Raw genomic sequence first — 15016 nt, forward strand, 5'->3', positions numbered from 1 at the left:
GCTTAATTTGATTGTGAAATCATACTGCGGGTTAATATACCCTGAGATACGATGCGTGTTAATATACTCTGCAAATTTAACTGTGTTTTATTGTAACGACCTATGACTCCTTGGCAGAAGTACCAACAAGATTTACAACGTGAAGACTTTGTACATGATGCAGCGCAAGAAAATGCTGTGCGTCATTTGCAAAGGCTCTATGATGACCTAACGGCAGAGAAACCAGCCGCTAAGGGGTGGTTTGCCAAACTCTTCTCTAAAGATAGCACGCCAGCCATAAAAGGGCTCTATTTTTGGGGTGGAGTAGGTAGAGGTAAGACCTATTTAGTCGATACTTTCTACGAAGCTTTACCTACTGAACGTAAGATGCGTGTGCACTTTCACCGTTTTATGCATCGTGTTCATGATGAGCTTAAAAAGTTAAAAAATACCAGTAATCCATTAAATGTGGTTGCAGATATCTTTAAAGCAGAAACAGATATTATTTGTTTTGACGAGTTTTTTGTTCAAGATATCACTGATGCCATGCTGTTAGGTGGCCTGATGGAAGCGTTATTTGAGCGCGGTATCGTATTAGTGGCAACTTCAAACATTGTACCTGACGAGCTATACCGAAACGGTTTGCAACGCGCGCGTTTTTTACCAGCTATCGAACTAGTAAAAGCTAACACCGAGATTGTTAATGTGGACTCGGGTGTTGATTACCGCTTACGTACCCTTGAGCAAGCCGAAATTTTTCATAGCCCACTTGATCAGCAAGCGGATGATAATTTATTTGAATACTTTGATAAGTTGTCGCCAGAGCCTGGCGTGCTCGATAAAGCGATTGAAATCGAAGGCCGAATGATAAAAACGCGAAAGGTAGCTGATTGTATCGTTATGTTCGACTTTAGTGAGTTGTGCGAAACAGCGAGAAGCCAAGTCGACTACATGGAAATCAGCCGACTTTATAACACTGTTATTTTATCGAATGTTAAAGCGCTCGGCCAAGCTAATGATGATGCAGCTCGCCGTTTTATTGCGTTAGTTGATGAGTTTTATGAGCGTAATGTGACGTTAATTATTTCTGCTGAAAAGCCCATAACTGAGCTGTATAGCGAAGGTAACTTAAATTTTGAATTTAAGCGCTGCATCAGTCGATTGCAAGAAATGCAATCGCTAGAATATTTAGCGAGAGAGCATTTAGCTTAGTGAGCAGTTAGCCGTCACTTTAAAGCCGAACGGTTTTGAATATAAGGCGCGCCAAGCAAGCGTGACGCCTACGATTGATGTAGGCGTGAAATTTATTTCGCGCGCACTTAGCTGATAGTTGATTTTCTCGAATAAAAAACAACCATCATATAGCAATGTGGTTTAAGTGCTGGTATACTCCCGCGTCTGCCACGTTGCGTTCTATTGCCAGATATTAGTTTAGCCTCTAATTGATGGCTCAAAGTCTTAAACTCGAAGGGGTTAAAGCATTCAACTTAGAGCGGTAATTAATAATAATTACCTGTGGTTTTAAATTAAAAAACATTGGATTTTAATAAATGAAAACGTTTGTTGCTAAGCCAGAAACAGTAAAACGTGACTGGTACGTAGTTGACGCTGAAGGTAAAACTTTAGGTCGCATCGCTACTGAAATCGCTCGTCGCCTACGCGGTAAGCATAAAGCTGAGTACACTCCTCACGTAGATACTGGTGATTACATCATCGTTATCAATGCAGAGAAAGTTACTGTTACTGGTAATAAAGCAAAAGACAAAATGTACCACGCACACACTGGTTTCCCAGGTGGTCTTAAGTCTACTACTTTCGACAAGCTTCAAGCTGCAAAGCCTGAAATGATTATCGAAAAAGCTGTTAAAGGCATGTTGCCACGTGGTCCTTTAGGCCGCGAAATGTACCGTAAACTTAAAGTTTACGCAGGTACTGAGCACAACCATGCTGCACAACAGCCTCAGGTTCTAGACATTTAAGGAGCACTATCATGGCAAATCAATACTACGGTACAGGTCGTCGTAAAAGTTCAAGTGCTCGCGTATTCTTACGCCCAGGCACTGGTAACATCGTAATCAACAAGCGCTCTCTAGAAGAGTACTTCGGTCGTGAGACTGCTCGCATGGTTGTTCGTCAAGCATTAGAGCACGTTGAAATGACTGAAAAGTTTGACCTACACATCACTGTTTCAGGTGGTGGTACTACTGGTCAAGCTGGTGCTATCCGTCACGGTATCACTCGTGCACTTATGGAGTTTGACGAGTCTCTACGTCCTACACTTCGTAAAGCAGGTTTCGTTACACGTGATGCACGTAAAGTTGAGCGTAAGAAAGTGGGTCTTAAGAAAGCACGTAAGCGTCCACAATTCTCAAAACGTTAATATTTACGTTTATCAGAATACCAAAAACCCAGCTCCGGCTGGGTTTTTTGTTTCTTGGAGCCGTCAGCTTTCAGACGTCAGTTTTTAGCAGATCGAGAGGGGTCTCAGTTATTGATGTTTTTTAACGACAATAGCTTTATACCAATCCGCAATAATACTTAATCATTTTGAAGGATTAAACCTGTCGCTAACTGCGTTAAAAATTTCTGATTTAGAACAACTAAATAACGAAATTTTTGCCTTGTTATCAACGAGGTTTTATTGCCTCAAAATAGACCACTTAATTAAGCGAATTGGTACTACATCCATTTCTCAGGTTATATCGGGGTCAGATCACAGATCAGAACGCTGACGACTGATAGCTGATAGTAAAAACCCTACCTTTTTTCGTTCGATATTTAACCGCTGATAGTAATTACTGCGTATTACAGTAAAAAAACTTCACGATTTAGCGAAATTAGCTTAAATCCATCAGTTAATTGATGAATTTTTTTGCTACAATTGGGGGGCAAGTAATGTGAGTGAGTTCAACAACAGCTAATACAGAATTCTGTTTCCTCTTAGTGAGGTTGATCTTGGTCAGTATATTGTTTTTTTATATGCGTTATCATAACCAGCGGCTTCATGCTCGAGCTGGCCCTAATTAATCAACTATTAAAATGGGTTTATTCGAGCATGGGACTGTGAATAACCTTGTTTTAATCAAGGCTTTTAATTATGATCGCGTCTATTTTAAAATTTCTAAAAATTAACCTGCTGTAACTGATGTTCTCAATATGGCAAGTGTTGGGAATCATAGTGGAGATAAGTGGATGAGCAATGCGCCTGTAGACAATGGCCGACGTCGCTTTTTAACCATAGCTACCTCTGTTGTTGGTGGTGTTGGTGCGGCTGGGGCTGCTGTTCCTTTTATTGCGTCTTGGAATCCAAGTGAGCGAGCTAAATCTGCGGGTGCGCCTGTAGAAGTAGATATCAGCAAGCTTGAGCCAGGACAATTAATACGTGTTGAGTGGCGAGGAAAACCTGTTTGGGTTATTAATCGTACACCAAGAATGCTTGAACAGATGAAAGAACATGAAGGTCAACTTCGTGATCCTGCATCTGAAGAGCCTCAACAACCTGAATCATCAACAAACGAATACCGTTCTCAACGTCCTGAGATCTTCGTTGCTGTTGGTATTTGTACGCACTTAGGTTGTTCTCCTAGCTTCCTACAAGGTGGCTTTGGTGAAAAAGTAGAGGGCACAGACGACGGTTTCTTCTGTCCGTGTCACGGTTCTAAATTTGATATGGCGGGTCGTGTATTCCAATCTGTACCTGCACCATTAAATCTAGAAATCCCTCCGTATACCTTCCTTGATGACACGACTATTTTAGTCGGTGAAGAAAAAGGAGTGGCGTAATGTTTGGTAAAATTATTGGTTGGATCGACGATCGTATTCCAATGACACGTGTTTGGAACATGCACATTGCACAGTATCCAGCACCAAAAAACTTTAACTTCTGGTACTTCTTTGGCTCTCTAGCCATGTTAGTACTTGTTAACCAAATCGTAACTGGTATCTGGTTAACAATGAACTTCGTACCGTCTGCTGAAGGTGCTTTCGCATCGGTAGAATACATCATGCGTGATGTTGAATACGGTTGGTTACTACGTTACCTTCACTCAACAGGTGCATCAGCGTTCTTTATCGTTGTATATCTGCACATGTTCCGTGGCATGATCTACGGTTCTTACCAAAAACCACGTGAACTTCTGTGGTTATTCGGTATGTTCATCTTCTTAGCGCTTATGGCTGAAGCTTTCATGGGTTACTTATTGCCTTGGGGACAAATGTCTTTCTGGGGTGCACAGGTAATCATTTCACTATTCGGTGCGATTCCGGTAATTGGTGATGACTTAACGCTTTGGATCCGTGGTGACTACGTAATTTCAGGTGCAACGCTTAACCGCTTCTTTGCACTACACGTAATTGCACTACCTTTAGTTATCGTTATCTTAGTATTCTTACACATTGTTGCACTACACGAAGTGGGTTCAAACAACCCAGACGGTGTTGAAATCAAACGTAAGAAAGGCACTGTAGCTGAAGAAGACAAGCCTAAATTTAAATTCCACGAGTATTACACCAACAAGAAAGACATTGTTGATGCAATCCCGTTCCACCCTTACTACACAGTGAAAGATATTGTGGGTGTGGTTGGTTTCTTAATATTATTCTGTTGGGTTGTATTCTTTATGCCTGCGATGAATGGTTTCTTCTTAGAAGCGCCAAACTTCGAAGCAGCTAACCCACTGAAAACACCTGAGCACATTTTCCCTGTTTGGTACTTCACGCCATTCTATGCGATTCTGCGCGCTATCCCAGATAAACTAATCGGTGTTATCGCGATGGGTGCATCTATCGTAGTGCTTGCGTTACTACCTTGGATTGACCGTGGTTCGGTTCGTTCTATTCGTTATCGTTGTGGCTTACACAAGTTAAACATTGCTCAATTCGTGGTAACGTTCGTTATCTTAGGTTGGGTTGGTGCAACTCCACAAACTGATTTCAAAACGCTGTTATCACAAATCACGACTGTGACATACTTCATGTTCTTCGTATTGTTATTTGTTTACAGTAAGAATGAGAAAACTAAGCCATTACCAACGAGGTTGACGAAATGATGAAAAAGCTAATTATCGGTTTATTCGCATTGTTGCCATCGTTGACAATGGCAGCGGGTCCTTCGGTTCCTTTAATGGATGCCAACATTGACCTTAAAGACAATGCGTCTTTACAGCGCGGTGCTAAATTGTTCATGAACTACTGTCTTGGTTGTCACCAAATGCAGTATCAACGTTATGAGCGTACGTTCCGCGACATCGGTATTCCTACTGAGATTGGTCAAGAGCAACTGATTTTTGATGGCTCAAAAGTAGGTAGCCACATCAAAAACGCGATTGATAAAGATGACGCAGCTAAATGGTTTGGCGCAGCGCCACCAGATCTTACGCTTGTAGCGCGAGTTCGTGGTACTGACTGGATCTACACTTACCTGAAGTCATTCTACAAAGATGAATCTCGTCCGTTTGGCGTAAACAACGTTGTTTTCCCATCGGTAGGTATGCCGCACGTTCTTCAAGAACTACAAGGCTTACCAACACCAATCACTGAAGAAGTGGAAGAACACGGTCACACTGTGACTAAAGTTGTTGGCACTGAAACAGATGGTTCAGGTGAAATGAGTGTTGACGAGTATGACCAAGCTGCTCGTGATTTAACTAACTTCTTAGCTTACGTTGGCGAGCCGTCACGTTTAGAGTCAGAAGCGTTAGGTCTTAAGGTAATTGGTTTCTTAGTGATTCTATTTATCTTGGCATTCATGCTGAAGAAAGAATACTGGAGAGATGTTCACTAATTCTGGACGTTTTGAAAGGTAATTTTGTGATAGGGGCTTAAGCCCCTATTGCTGTTTTTGTAATATAATGGAGGTAGGCATGGCCGTAGCTGCCAATAAGCGCCCTGTAATGACCCTGTTTTCTGGTGCTAACTGTATGTATAGCCACCAAGTACGTATTGTACTTGCTGAAAAAGGCGTAAGTGTTGACATTCACCTGGCTGAAAAGGATAACCTGCCAGAGGCACTTCATGAAATTAACCCTTACGGTACAGTACCAACACTGATCGATCGTGAGCTTGGTTTATATCAGGCAAACATCATCATGGAATACCTTGATGAACGTTTTCCTCATCCTCCACTAATGCCAGTATATCCGGTTATGCGTGGCCGTAGTCGTCTGATGATGCACCGTATTGATACGGATTGGTATAGTCTAGCGAATAAGATCACTAGCGGTAGCAGCGAAGCAGCACAAGCACGCAAAGAGCTTACTGAAGCGTTACTTGCAATCGCACCTATCTTCTCTGAAGCTCCTTATTTTATGAGCGAAGAGTTCAGCTTAGTTGATTGTTACTTAGCGCCGTTATTATGGCGTTTACCTGAGCTTGGCATTGAACTTAATGGTGCTGGTGCTAAAGAGCTTAAAGAATACATGCTGCGTTTATTTGAGCGTGAATCATTCCAAGCTTCATTAACTGAAGCAGAGCGTGAGATCCGTTTATAATGACGCCTAATCGTCCTTATTTACTACGCGCTTTCTTTGATTGGATTGTTGATAATCAATGTACACCACACTTAGTGGTGAATGCTGATTTTCCTGCTGTACAAGTACCAACACAGTTTGTTCAAGACGGCCAGATCGTTTTAAACATCAGCCCATCAGCGGTCACGCAATTTGCTATGGATAACCAGCAACTGAGCTTTAATGCTCGGTTTGGTGGTCAACCTATGCAAGTGTATGTACCTATGGGTGCTGTGCTCGCAATTTATGCACGTGAGAATGGTGAAGGGACTGTATTTACTGCAGAAGAATTCATCGAGGACGAAGACGATTTTGCTCCGGTATTAGAAAGTGTAGACACGCCTGACGATGTATCGCCAGATGATGAACCACCAACTAAACCAGAGAAGAAAAAAGGTGCTCACTTACGAGTGATCAAATAGCCTAATTAAAATCGAAAAACCCGCTTATAAAGCGGGTTTTTTATTATCAACTTACAGTTCGTATTATAGATATTCAAACACTTTAATTACACGCTCAACACCTGATACGTTTCGTGCCACATCAACCGCCAAGTTGGCTTCTGTATCACTCACTAAGCCCATTAAGAACACCTCTCCATTCTCTGTTATGACTTTAATGTTGTTACTGCTGATATTCTCAGTGGTGAGTAATTGGGTTTTCACTTTTGAGGTTAACCATGAATCGTGTGTTTGTGTGCTCATGCCAATATTAGAGCTGATGCGAATTTGGTTATGAATTTTACGAATACCATCAACGCCTTCAATTGCACGTTGTGCTTGCTCTTTCATTTCTTGGTTAGGCACTTGACCAATCATTAATACAATACCGTTAACGCTAATAACGTTCACGTTAGCAAATTTGTGTAAGCGTTCAATTTCACTGATAGCGATTGAACTTTTAATTTCGATGTTGTTATCGTCAATTTGTGAGCCAATTGTGCGACGATCATTTGCTGCTGTGACTGCGCCTGCAGTGCCTGCAACAACTGCTGCAGCACACCCTTGTAGTAATAATACGGTACTAATTACAAGTAGAGACTGTTTTAACATTAATTTTCTTCCTGTGGGAATAAGGTTAAATCAATAAGCTCACTTAAACAGTGTAAGTTCACTAAATGTGATTCAACAATACGACTAGGGCGCTTTGATGGCACGCGAATTTCAACATCATTGGGGCCCAATAATCCAACTAATTCACCGCCGTCATCACCGACTAATACTATGACTTTCATATCGCGAGTAAGTGCCGCCTCAACCGCAGAAATAATGTGTTTTTCATTGCCATTAATCGCGATAGCTAAAAGCAGGTCACCTTGCTGGGCAAACGCACGGATCTGCCTTGCAAAGGTTTCGTGCTCATCTGTTTGGTTTGTCGAGCCTAAATTAACCTGCTCTTGCGCGAGCGCAACAGCTGGTAGGCATGGACGCTCAGTTTCATAAAAGTTAATTAATAGCCCAGCCATATGTTGAGCCAGCATGTGGCAGCTTGGCGTGCCGCAACAAAGCAATTTATTACCATTAATTAGACTTTGCGCAATGGTAAATGCGGCTGATTCGAGGGCGCTTGGCAGTACTTCACCTGCGGCAATTTGAACTTGAATATTTTCGGTAAAGATCTTTTTTATTGTTTCTTGCATAACCTACCAATTAAGCTGACGCCATAAGCGTTAGTAAACATTTTTAAACCAGTTAATTGCACTGTTAGTCTCGCCGGTAATGGCCAGATAATCTAATCGCATAGCCTGGTTTGATATTTTTTTCTCTGCAAGATAATGGGCAATTGTTCGCCTTAATCGTTGCTGCTTTTGTTTGCTGAGTGCAACGTTAGCACCCCCTCGAAGGGTGTTTTTTCTAAACTTCACTTCAACAAACACTAAAGTTTGTCCATCACGCATAATGAGATCAAGCTCACCATACTTACACAGATAGTTACGCTCAATAGCAACTAATCCATGCTGTATTAAATACTGTTCGGCCTGCTTTTCATAATACAGGCCTTTTTCGCGGCTATTTTGCCACAATTGCTTAAACCACGACATAGCTTCATCCTTGAGCATGCGTTAATTTAATCAGCTGAGTTATACCTCGATGCTGATTGCATAAATAAAGGAATAGGTTGTTCTGTTGGTAAATCAACAGCGATTATTTGCTTATTTTTGTATTGAGCCCAGTCTAGGCTGCGGGTTACATAGCCATTACTGGCAATGCTAAGGTCGCCGCTTATTCCTGTAAAGCGTTTGCCTTGTACCATACTAAGTTGTTTTACTTCACCCAGCATACTGGTTGCATCGAACGCCATAGCAAAAAGGCGTTGGTTGATGTCAGCATGTTCAGGCCACAAGCTATCATATTGTTGGCGCAAGTTATGTTGTTGAATTTGACCTTCGAGCATCCAAGGAAGCTCAGTAAAATAAAGGCCATCTAAATCGCCTTTATCGGTTCTATCAATTTGTTTACTGTGACTTTTTGAGCTGGCGTAAAGCGGAATGCGGTCAGCAAAAGTACTTACGTTAACGTCTAAATAGGGTTTAATTAAACGTGTTTCGGTGGCATCACCTAAAATATAAATTACATCTATATCGCTACGAGAACGGGTTTCACTTTCAACTTCTTGCTTAAATAATGATTTAACAACATTAATGCGCTCTTTACTTTGGTCTACCTCAAGCAAGCCGGTAATTGTTTTAGGCATATCTGCTTTATCAGAGTAAAAGCCAATTTGCGGTTTTACTTCGCTGTAACGCTGCCATTGAGTGTTAAAGTATTCAACCAAGCGCTGACCATTATTATTATTAGGTGCAAGTAACATGGGCTTTTGGTAGCCCGCAGTTAAAAAGCGTTCTAAAGCTTGTTGAACTTCATGTTCAGGGTTAAGAGCAAAGAAAAAGTGCTGCTGTGAGATCCGTTCGCCATCAAAGCTGTTTAAGTGCATCACTGGGTAATCAACCAGCGTTTGTGCCGAATTCAATTTTTCAATATTACTTTTAAGCAATGGGCCAATAACAAAGTCAGCTTTAAACTCGCTTAACTTAAGTGCTATCTCTTCTGCCGGTAATGATTCATCAATAAATAGGGTTTCTGTTATTGCTCTGTTATCAAGTGCCGCAAGCACGCCTGCTTTTAAGGCGTCGCCCAAACGTTCATTGGCACCCGATTGCGGAATAAGTACCACTAAACGATTTACTTCTAATGGTTCGATTTGTACAAGCTCAGTGACCTTTTTTGGCAAAACTTCTGCCGCAGGGTGGCCAGGGTAACGGCGTAACCAGTTATTCATTGCTTGATGAAGTTCTACCGGTGCACCTAAATAAACTTGATGATAAAGCGCTAAGTTAACCCAGCCTTGTTGTACAACAGAACCTCGGTTAAAGCGCTCAAGAGCATAGGATGAAAGCTGGGTAAGGCTTTGCCACAAATCTTTATTTAAATTAGCGACAGTAAAATTGTTTTCACTGCTTAATGTTGATGCTGCAAAGTAAAATGGCATAGCTAGTTTAGGCATACCTTGAGAAGCATATACCCGTGCTGTTAAGTATTTGTGCCATGCTTGATGCTCAGGCTGCGTTAACTGAGGCTCAAGCTGTTGTAGTTGTGCTAGCGCTAAGTCGCTCTTACCTTGTTGCTCTAGGGCAAGGGCGATATAAAGTTTGTTTTGAATTTGATCGACACTTGGCGTGCTTTCAAGTTCAAGGCAGATCTTTTCTAGCAGTTCCCAGCGCTCTTCGTTAATTGCAGCATCGCGAGCAGTATAAAGAAGTTGGATTTTATCGGCACCTTGGCGGAGCAGTGCCGTTTGATACATTGATTGTGCGTCGGTTAGTTGTGATAGTCCAAGCTCAGCTTGGCCTGACTGATTTTCTGAAGTATTTAGTTGTTTTTCGGTTGTGCTACAAGCCGATAACCCCGACAATACAATTAATAGACTAACAAGTTTAAGTCGCACAATGATTTCCCAATACGTTAACGCGATTTGCTTATATTACTGACTGACGCAGGAGACCTCAATGTTAAATGAGGACAATTCAGATAAAATCGGCACTCTTTACATTGTTGCCACGCCTATTGGTAACTTTGATGACATCAGCCAGCGTGCCATCCAAACCCTATCTGAGGTTGACTTAATAGCCGCTGAAGATACTCGTCACACAGGAAAGTTGTTAAGCCACTTTAATATCAAAGCAAAAACCTTTGCTTTACATGACCACAACGAGAAACAAAAAGCGCAACAAATTGTCGACTGGCTAGAGCAAGGAATGAACATTGCGCTGGTATCTGACGCCGGCACGCCACTGATTAGCGATCCAGGTTATGCGGTGGTCAATTTATGCCGTGAACAAGGCGCGCATGTTACGCCAGTACCGGGAGCATGTGCTGCAATTACCGCTGTATGTTGTTCTGGTTTACCGACAGACCGTTTTCAGTTTATTGGTTTTACACCTGCAAAGAGCAAAGCAAGGCAGACCTTTTTTATCGAAGCGGTTAACTCAGGTATTACTAGCATCATGTATGAAAGTACCCACCGCATTATGGCGAGCCTTGATGATTTAGAAGCAGCGCTCGGTGCAGAGCAGCCAGTGGTATTTGCTAAAGAGCTTACCAAAACCTTCGAAACTTTTTTCAATGGCACGGTTGCCGAGTTAAAACAGTTTTTAACGGATGATCCAACTAAGCAGCGCGGCGAAATCGTATTGATGTTACCGGGCAAGGCAAAGCAAAGTGACGATATTCCAGAAGATGCGCGCCGCATGCTCGGTTTACTTGAAGCCGAAATGCCACTGAAAAAAGCCTGTGGTGTTGTGGCTGAGTATTTTGGTTTGAAGAAAAACGCACTTTATAAAGCAATTATTGACGAAAAAGGCTAATTCTTTACTGCATAGACGTGCGCGCTCAGGTATACTGCGCGCCGAGTCAGCCGAGATAATCGCTGCCTGCAACGAAAATGCGCAGGGGGAGGAAAGTCCGGGCTCCACAGGGCAGGGTGCCAGCTAACGGCTGGGGGGCGCGAGCCTACGACAAGTGCAGCAGAGAGGAGACCGCCAACTTCGGTTGGTAAGGGTGAAAGGGTGCGGTAAGAGCGCACCGGGCCACTGGTAACAGTTGGTTGCAAGGTAAACTCCACCCGGAGCAAGACCAAATAGGGTTCCTTATGGCGTGGCCCACGTTGGAACCGGGTAGGTTGCTTGAGCCATAGAGCGATTTATGGCCTAGACGAATGATTATCCACGACAGAACCCGGCTTATTGGCTGACTCACCAAATCATATTAAAGCCCGTAGTGAATCTACGGGCTTTTTGCTTTTTAGAGCCTAGTTTTTAGCTGATTGCTATTGTGGCCTAACCATTATGCTAAATAGTGAAATTTATCATTATTGTTAAACCACCACATTCACCATTTTTAAACAGAGTTTTACCTTTGAGCACTGAGACACGCTCGACGATCCCTAATACACCAAACCCGCCTTTAGAATTTGATTTTTTATGTTCAGGCAGGCCTATGCCGTTATCACAAATAATTATCTCAAGTTCATTTTCTTGGTAAGTAATATCTATTGAAAACTCAGTGGCTAGAGAGTGCTTAACAGCATTGGTTGATGCTTCTTGGCATATGCGAAAGATGGCGATTTTAAAATCATCATTTAAGCTATCTATCGGTCCACTTATTTTACATTGATAAGCTATTCCAGCTTCATTTAGGTGCTCAGAGAATAACTCGCTTTTTAATGCAGCTTCTAATCCTAATTCGTCTAATAAGCGAGGCCTCAGCCAGTGCATTAACCTGTATACCGAGTCATACATATGGCTTGAAACGTTTTGGAGTCTTGTAATTGTCGATGCTAACTCGTTATGGTTGGCTGTTTTCTTTTCTAATATTGCAATATTTGTTTTTAAAGCTGTCAGGTTTTGACCTATATCATCATGTAATTCTTGTGAAAGCTGGCTTCGCTCAGATTCTTGAACATTAACAACTTTAGTCGCTAAGTTTTGAGTTAACGTACTAAGTTCAATTAATTCTTTATTTTGCTCTAATAGTGCGGATTTAGACTTATTTAATTCAGTAACAAATGCACTGAGCAAAAGAGCCAGAACGCTGTAACTTATTATGTAAAGTTGCGTAGTCAGGAGTAATTCGGTCTCATTCACACCATAGACGTTAATGAGTAAGGATATAACAGTTACACTTGCATAGCTTAGAGCCCCTAAGGCCCCGTATCGATAGCTAAACCATATCAACGGAAATATAGCGAGCATTCGTAAGAGGTAGAGTGATTTAGGTTCAAACAGGTAAACCCCAATAAAAACAGTGAGGCAAAAACACAGCTGCACTAAAAGCGTACTAACCTCTTTAGTTATGAGTTTATTTAATTGCTGGTAAATTGTTTTAGCATGAAACGCGAAAAGCAACATGATAAGTGTTGTTATGATACCGCCAAGCTGATGAGCTAACATCATTTCAAAACGATCTTCATCAGCAATAAGCCGGTACTTATTTTGGCTATCACTCGGTAAGATAATGAGCATTGATCGTATAAAGCGATATGAAATTGCAATAAATAATACTGTAACAGCACTTTTAACAGTTTGAATATCTAATCGAACTTTGAAAAGCTTTGCCAGCAGAAGAGGAGTAAGAATCAAAAACTCTCGGCATGCAGAGCTTACAAGTCTATAGGGGATATCATCAAGAGGAACATCATAAAAATACCAAACATAACTGATTTGTCCTAATGTAAAACCTACTGCTAATGCAGGCCAATAACGTAAAGGAAAAAACAGATAACAAACTACTCTGAAGCCAACCGGAAAGTACCAACTAACAAAGTCCTCGTACACAACATAGTTAAAAGAAAGCAAATATAAGCTGTTTTCGATAACTGGTGCTATTAAAACTATTAAGCACGAAAACAGTACAAACTTTACTATGTCACTGCGCTGGGGACTCTTCAACTTGAGGGTTATCGGAACAAAGTAACTTTTGTTGAAAACTCTATCCATGAGTAAGCATAACCTTTTTATAATATGTAAACTTGCGTCGTATCAAACTGTTGTTTGGCGCTAGGGTTACACAAAGTATAACGTTGTGTAACTTGGATTTCAGCTTTATTTCCAATAAGTTGTAATAAATGCCCTTTAGCAATATCTGACATATTACGCTTATGCTTTACAATCACTTCACGACCTAAAGCTCCTTGCAAGCGTGGTTTAGGGAAAGCTGTTTTGGTTACCGGCTTGATATGCTCGCACTGAGTAAAATAATCTAAACATTGCTGTTTTGCTTTATTGATGGTCTCATCGTTACTTTTAATTATGTCTACGTTTTTAATGAAATGAACAAAAGCGGCATTTCGAGAAGTAAAGTTAGCCGTAACATTAGTTAAGGCTTTTGATTCTGGCCATTTACGCATGACTACATATTTATTTTTACCTGTTTTGACTAGGTTAGTAGACCCTTTTGTCATTTTACTTGTCCACTCAATACGATAATTTGACTCACCAATGTAATGTAGTAATACGGTGATGTTGTGAAAGTGGCTTGTTTCCCCTGCGATCTTTTTCATGGCTATTTCCTTGTCATTTTGGGTAAGCTTACAAGGAGATAAACAATAAAATTATTTCCACTTTTCTTAGGCTTATAAGAATTTTTCTTACCTGAGTGCGTTTTTACCGCGTTATAATGGGGATTAATCAATACATGGAGTTGTTATGAAATTTGCACTTATTGACGATCATCAAATGGTAAGAGAGGGTTTTAGGGCTCTCATCGAAGAGGAAGATCCTGATTGGCAAGTTAGCTTTGAAGCAAGTAGCTACAATGAGTGTCTACAAAACTTAGGTGATATTGATATAGATTGCTGCGTTATTGATATTTCGCTACCAGATAGAAATGGGTTAGAAGTAGCTGAGTTAATAGGCGAGAAGCTACCAAATGTTAGGCGTATAATTTTGAGTATGTACGAGGAAAAATCTTACATTCAAAGAGCGTTAGACATAGGTGTTGATGCTTATCTATCGAAACGAGATGCAGCTGAAGAGTTAATAACAGCAATACATTCTATCTTTAAAAACCAACTATTTTTAAGCCCTTCAATTAACACGCATTTCTTAAAACCTCAAAAAACTGACAGTGTATTAAACAAATTAACGCCAAGAGAATTAGAAGTTTTTAAGCTACTTGCACAGGGCTTTAATGCGAAACAAGTTTCACAAGTGATTGATATAATGCCTAAAACGGCTCATGTTCATCGTGCCAGCATTATGAGTAAACTGAACTTAACTTCGCAAATTCAAATTACTAAACTAGCTCTTGAAAAAGGAGTAATTCTTATTGATGAAATAGGCTAGTTTTAAGACGCTATTAAATCTCAAAAACCATACTGCTTTTAACTAGTTAGTCATATATACCGAGCTTGAACTCATTCCAAAGCGATGGAGCAATGACACATTAGCCTTACAGTTGAGCTCGAAGGACTGTCATATCAGTGCATAGAGCTGCACTTGCCAGAGTCTTCCTAAATAGAAATTTTCTGCTGAA

General features: G+C 41.0%; 16 protein-coding genes and 1 other RNA gene. 11 read left to right on the forward strand and 6 right to left on the reverse strand.

The annotated features are described in order from the left end of the window. Nucleotides 1-102: 102 nt before the first annotated feature. The 8 genes from zapE to AAEU31_RS14520 all read left to right on the forward strand — a co-directional run bounded on the left by zapE (nucleotide 103) and on the right by AAEU31_RS14520 (nucleotide 6907). On the forward strand, nucleotides 103-1191 hold the full coding sequence (zapE, locus tag AAEU31_RS14485; protein ID WP_138558032.1) for a cell division protein ZapE: 1089 nt from the start codon (nucleotides 103-105) through the stop codon (nucleotides 1189-1191). Between the two features lie 338 nt (nucleotides 1192-1529). Then, a complete protein-coding gene (gene rplM / locus AAEU31_RS14490; RefSeq protein ID WP_135923446.1) occupies nucleotides 1530-1958 on the forward strand; it encodes a 50S ribosomal protein L13 in 429 nt (142 codons plus the stop codon). Nucleotides 1959-1966: 8 nt separating this feature from the next. Further along, on the forward strand, nucleotides 1967-2359 hold the full coding sequence (rpsI, locus tag AAEU31_RS14495; RefSeq protein ID WP_095209788.1) for a 30S ribosomal protein S9: 393 nt from the start codon (nucleotides 1967-1969) through the stop codon (nucleotides 2357-2359). Between the two features lie 812 nt (nucleotides 2360-3171). Continuing rightward, complete coding sequence (gene petA / locus AAEU31_RS14500; protein ID WP_054554178.1) at nucleotides 3172-3762, forward strand: ubiquinol-cytochrome c reductase iron-sulfur subunit; 591 nt, start codon at nucleotides 3172-3174, stop codon at nucleotides 3760-3762. Further along, nucleotides 3762-5027: a cytochrome b gene (locus tag AAEU31_RS14505; RefSeq protein ID WP_135923447.1), complete on the forward strand. Its 1266-nt coding sequence runs from the start codon at nucleotides 3762-3764 to the stop codon at nucleotides 5025-5027. Before petA ends, AAEU31_RS14505 begins: the two co-directional genes overlap by 1 nt. Beyond that, nucleotides 5024-5761, forward strand: a complete 738-nt coding sequence (locus AAEU31_RS14510; protein WP_135923448.1) for a cytochrome c1 — start codon at nucleotides 5024-5026, stop codon at nucleotides 5759-5761. Before AAEU31_RS14505 ends, AAEU31_RS14510 begins: the two co-directional genes overlap by 4 nt. 79 nt (nucleotides 5762-5840) lie before the next feature. Beyond that, nucleotides 5841-6467, forward strand: a complete 627-nt coding sequence (gene sspA / locus AAEU31_RS14515; RefSeq protein WP_054554181.1) for a stringent starvation protein SspA — start codon at nucleotides 5841-5843, stop codon at nucleotides 6465-6467. Beyond that, nucleotides 6467-6907: a ClpXP protease specificity-enhancing factor gene (locus AAEU31_RS14520; RefSeq protein WP_421967577.1), complete on the forward strand. Its 441-nt coding sequence runs from the start codon at nucleotides 6467-6469 to the stop codon at nucleotides 6905-6907. Before sspA ends, AAEU31_RS14520 begins: the two co-directional genes overlap by 1 nt. Before the next feature lie 63 nt (nucleotides 6908-6970). Here AAEU31_RS14520 and dolP read toward each other — a convergent pair whose 3' ends face one another. Genes dolP through AAEU31_RS14540 form a run of 4 tightly spaced genes read right to left on the reverse strand, consistent with a single transcriptional unit; the run spans nucleotide 6971 to nucleotide 10430 of the window. Further along, nucleotides 6971-7537: a division/outer membrane stress-associated lipid-binding lipoprotein gene (gene dolP, locus AAEU31_RS14525; protein WP_135923450.1), complete on the reverse strand. Its 567-nt coding sequence runs from the start codon at nucleotides 7535-7537 to the stop codon at nucleotides 6971-6973. Continuing rightward, nucleotides 7537-8124 carry an SIS domain-containing protein gene (locus AAEU31_RS14530; protein ID WP_135923451.1) on the reverse strand — a complete coding sequence of 196 codons (588 nt, stop codon included), beginning with the start codon at nucleotides 8122-8124 and terminating at the stop codon, nucleotides 7537-7539. Before AAEU31_RS14530 ends, dolP begins: the two co-directional genes overlap by 1 nt. Nucleotides 8125-8154: 30 nt before the next feature. After that, the gene (locus AAEU31_RS14535) at nucleotides 8155-8526 is read right to left on the reverse strand and encodes a YraN family protein (RefSeq protein ID WP_135923452.1); all 372 of its coding nucleotides are present in this window, start codon (nucleotides 8524-8526) and stop codon (nucleotides 8155-8157) included. A gap of 26 nt (nucleotides 8527-8552) precedes the next feature. Continuing rightward, nucleotides 8553-10430, reverse strand: coding sequence for a penicillin-binding protein activator (locus AAEU31_RS14540; protein ID WP_421967578.1), 1878 nt, complete (start codon nucleotides 10428-10430; stop codon nucleotides 8553-8555). A gap of 61 nt (nucleotides 10431-10491) precedes the next feature. On the opposite strand from AAEU31_RS14540, the gene rsmI reads away from it, so the two are divergent. Then, nucleotides 10492-11349: a 16S rRNA (cytidine(1402)-2'-O)-methyltransferase gene (gene rsmI, locus AAEU31_RS14545; protein ID WP_252949445.1), complete on the forward strand. Its 858-nt coding sequence runs from the start codon at nucleotides 10492-10494 to the stop codon at nucleotides 11347-11349. Nucleotides 11350-11391: 42 nt separating this feature from the next. Next, an RNA gene (rnpB, locus tag AAEU31_RS14550) (RNase P RNA component class A) lies at nucleotides 11392-11743 on the forward strand. Between the two features lie 89 nt (nucleotides 11744-11832). Here rnpB and AAEU31_RS14555 read toward each other — a convergent pair. After that, nucleotides 11833-13479 (reverse strand): MASE1 domain-containing protein, encoded by a 1647-nt coding sequence (locus AAEU31_RS14555; protein WP_421967579.1) that lies wholly within the window; start codon nucleotides 13477-13479, stop codon nucleotides 11833-11835. Nucleotides 13480-13496: 17 nt separating this feature from the next. Next, nucleotides 13497-14042, reverse strand: coding sequence for a hypothetical protein (locus AAEU31_RS14560; protein ID WP_295509528.1), 546 nt, complete (start codon nucleotides 14040-14042; stop codon nucleotides 13497-13499). A 145-nt stretch (nucleotides 14043-14187) separates the two neighbouring features. Here AAEU31_RS14560 and AAEU31_RS14565 point away from each other — a divergent pair, with 145 nt between their 5' ends. Further along, entirely contained in the window at nucleotides 14188-14826 is a 639-nt protein-coding gene (locus AAEU31_RS14565) for a response regulator (RefSeq protein WP_421967580.1), read from the forward strand. The last annotated feature ends 190 nt before the right edge of the window (nucleotides 14827-15016 follow it).

Source organism: Pseudoalteromonas thalassia, from assembly GCF_049257215.1.
GTDB classification, from domain to species: Bacteria; Pseudomonadota; Gammaproteobacteria; order Enterobacterales; family Alteromonadaceae; genus Pseudoalteromonas; species Pseudoalteromonas lipolytica_C.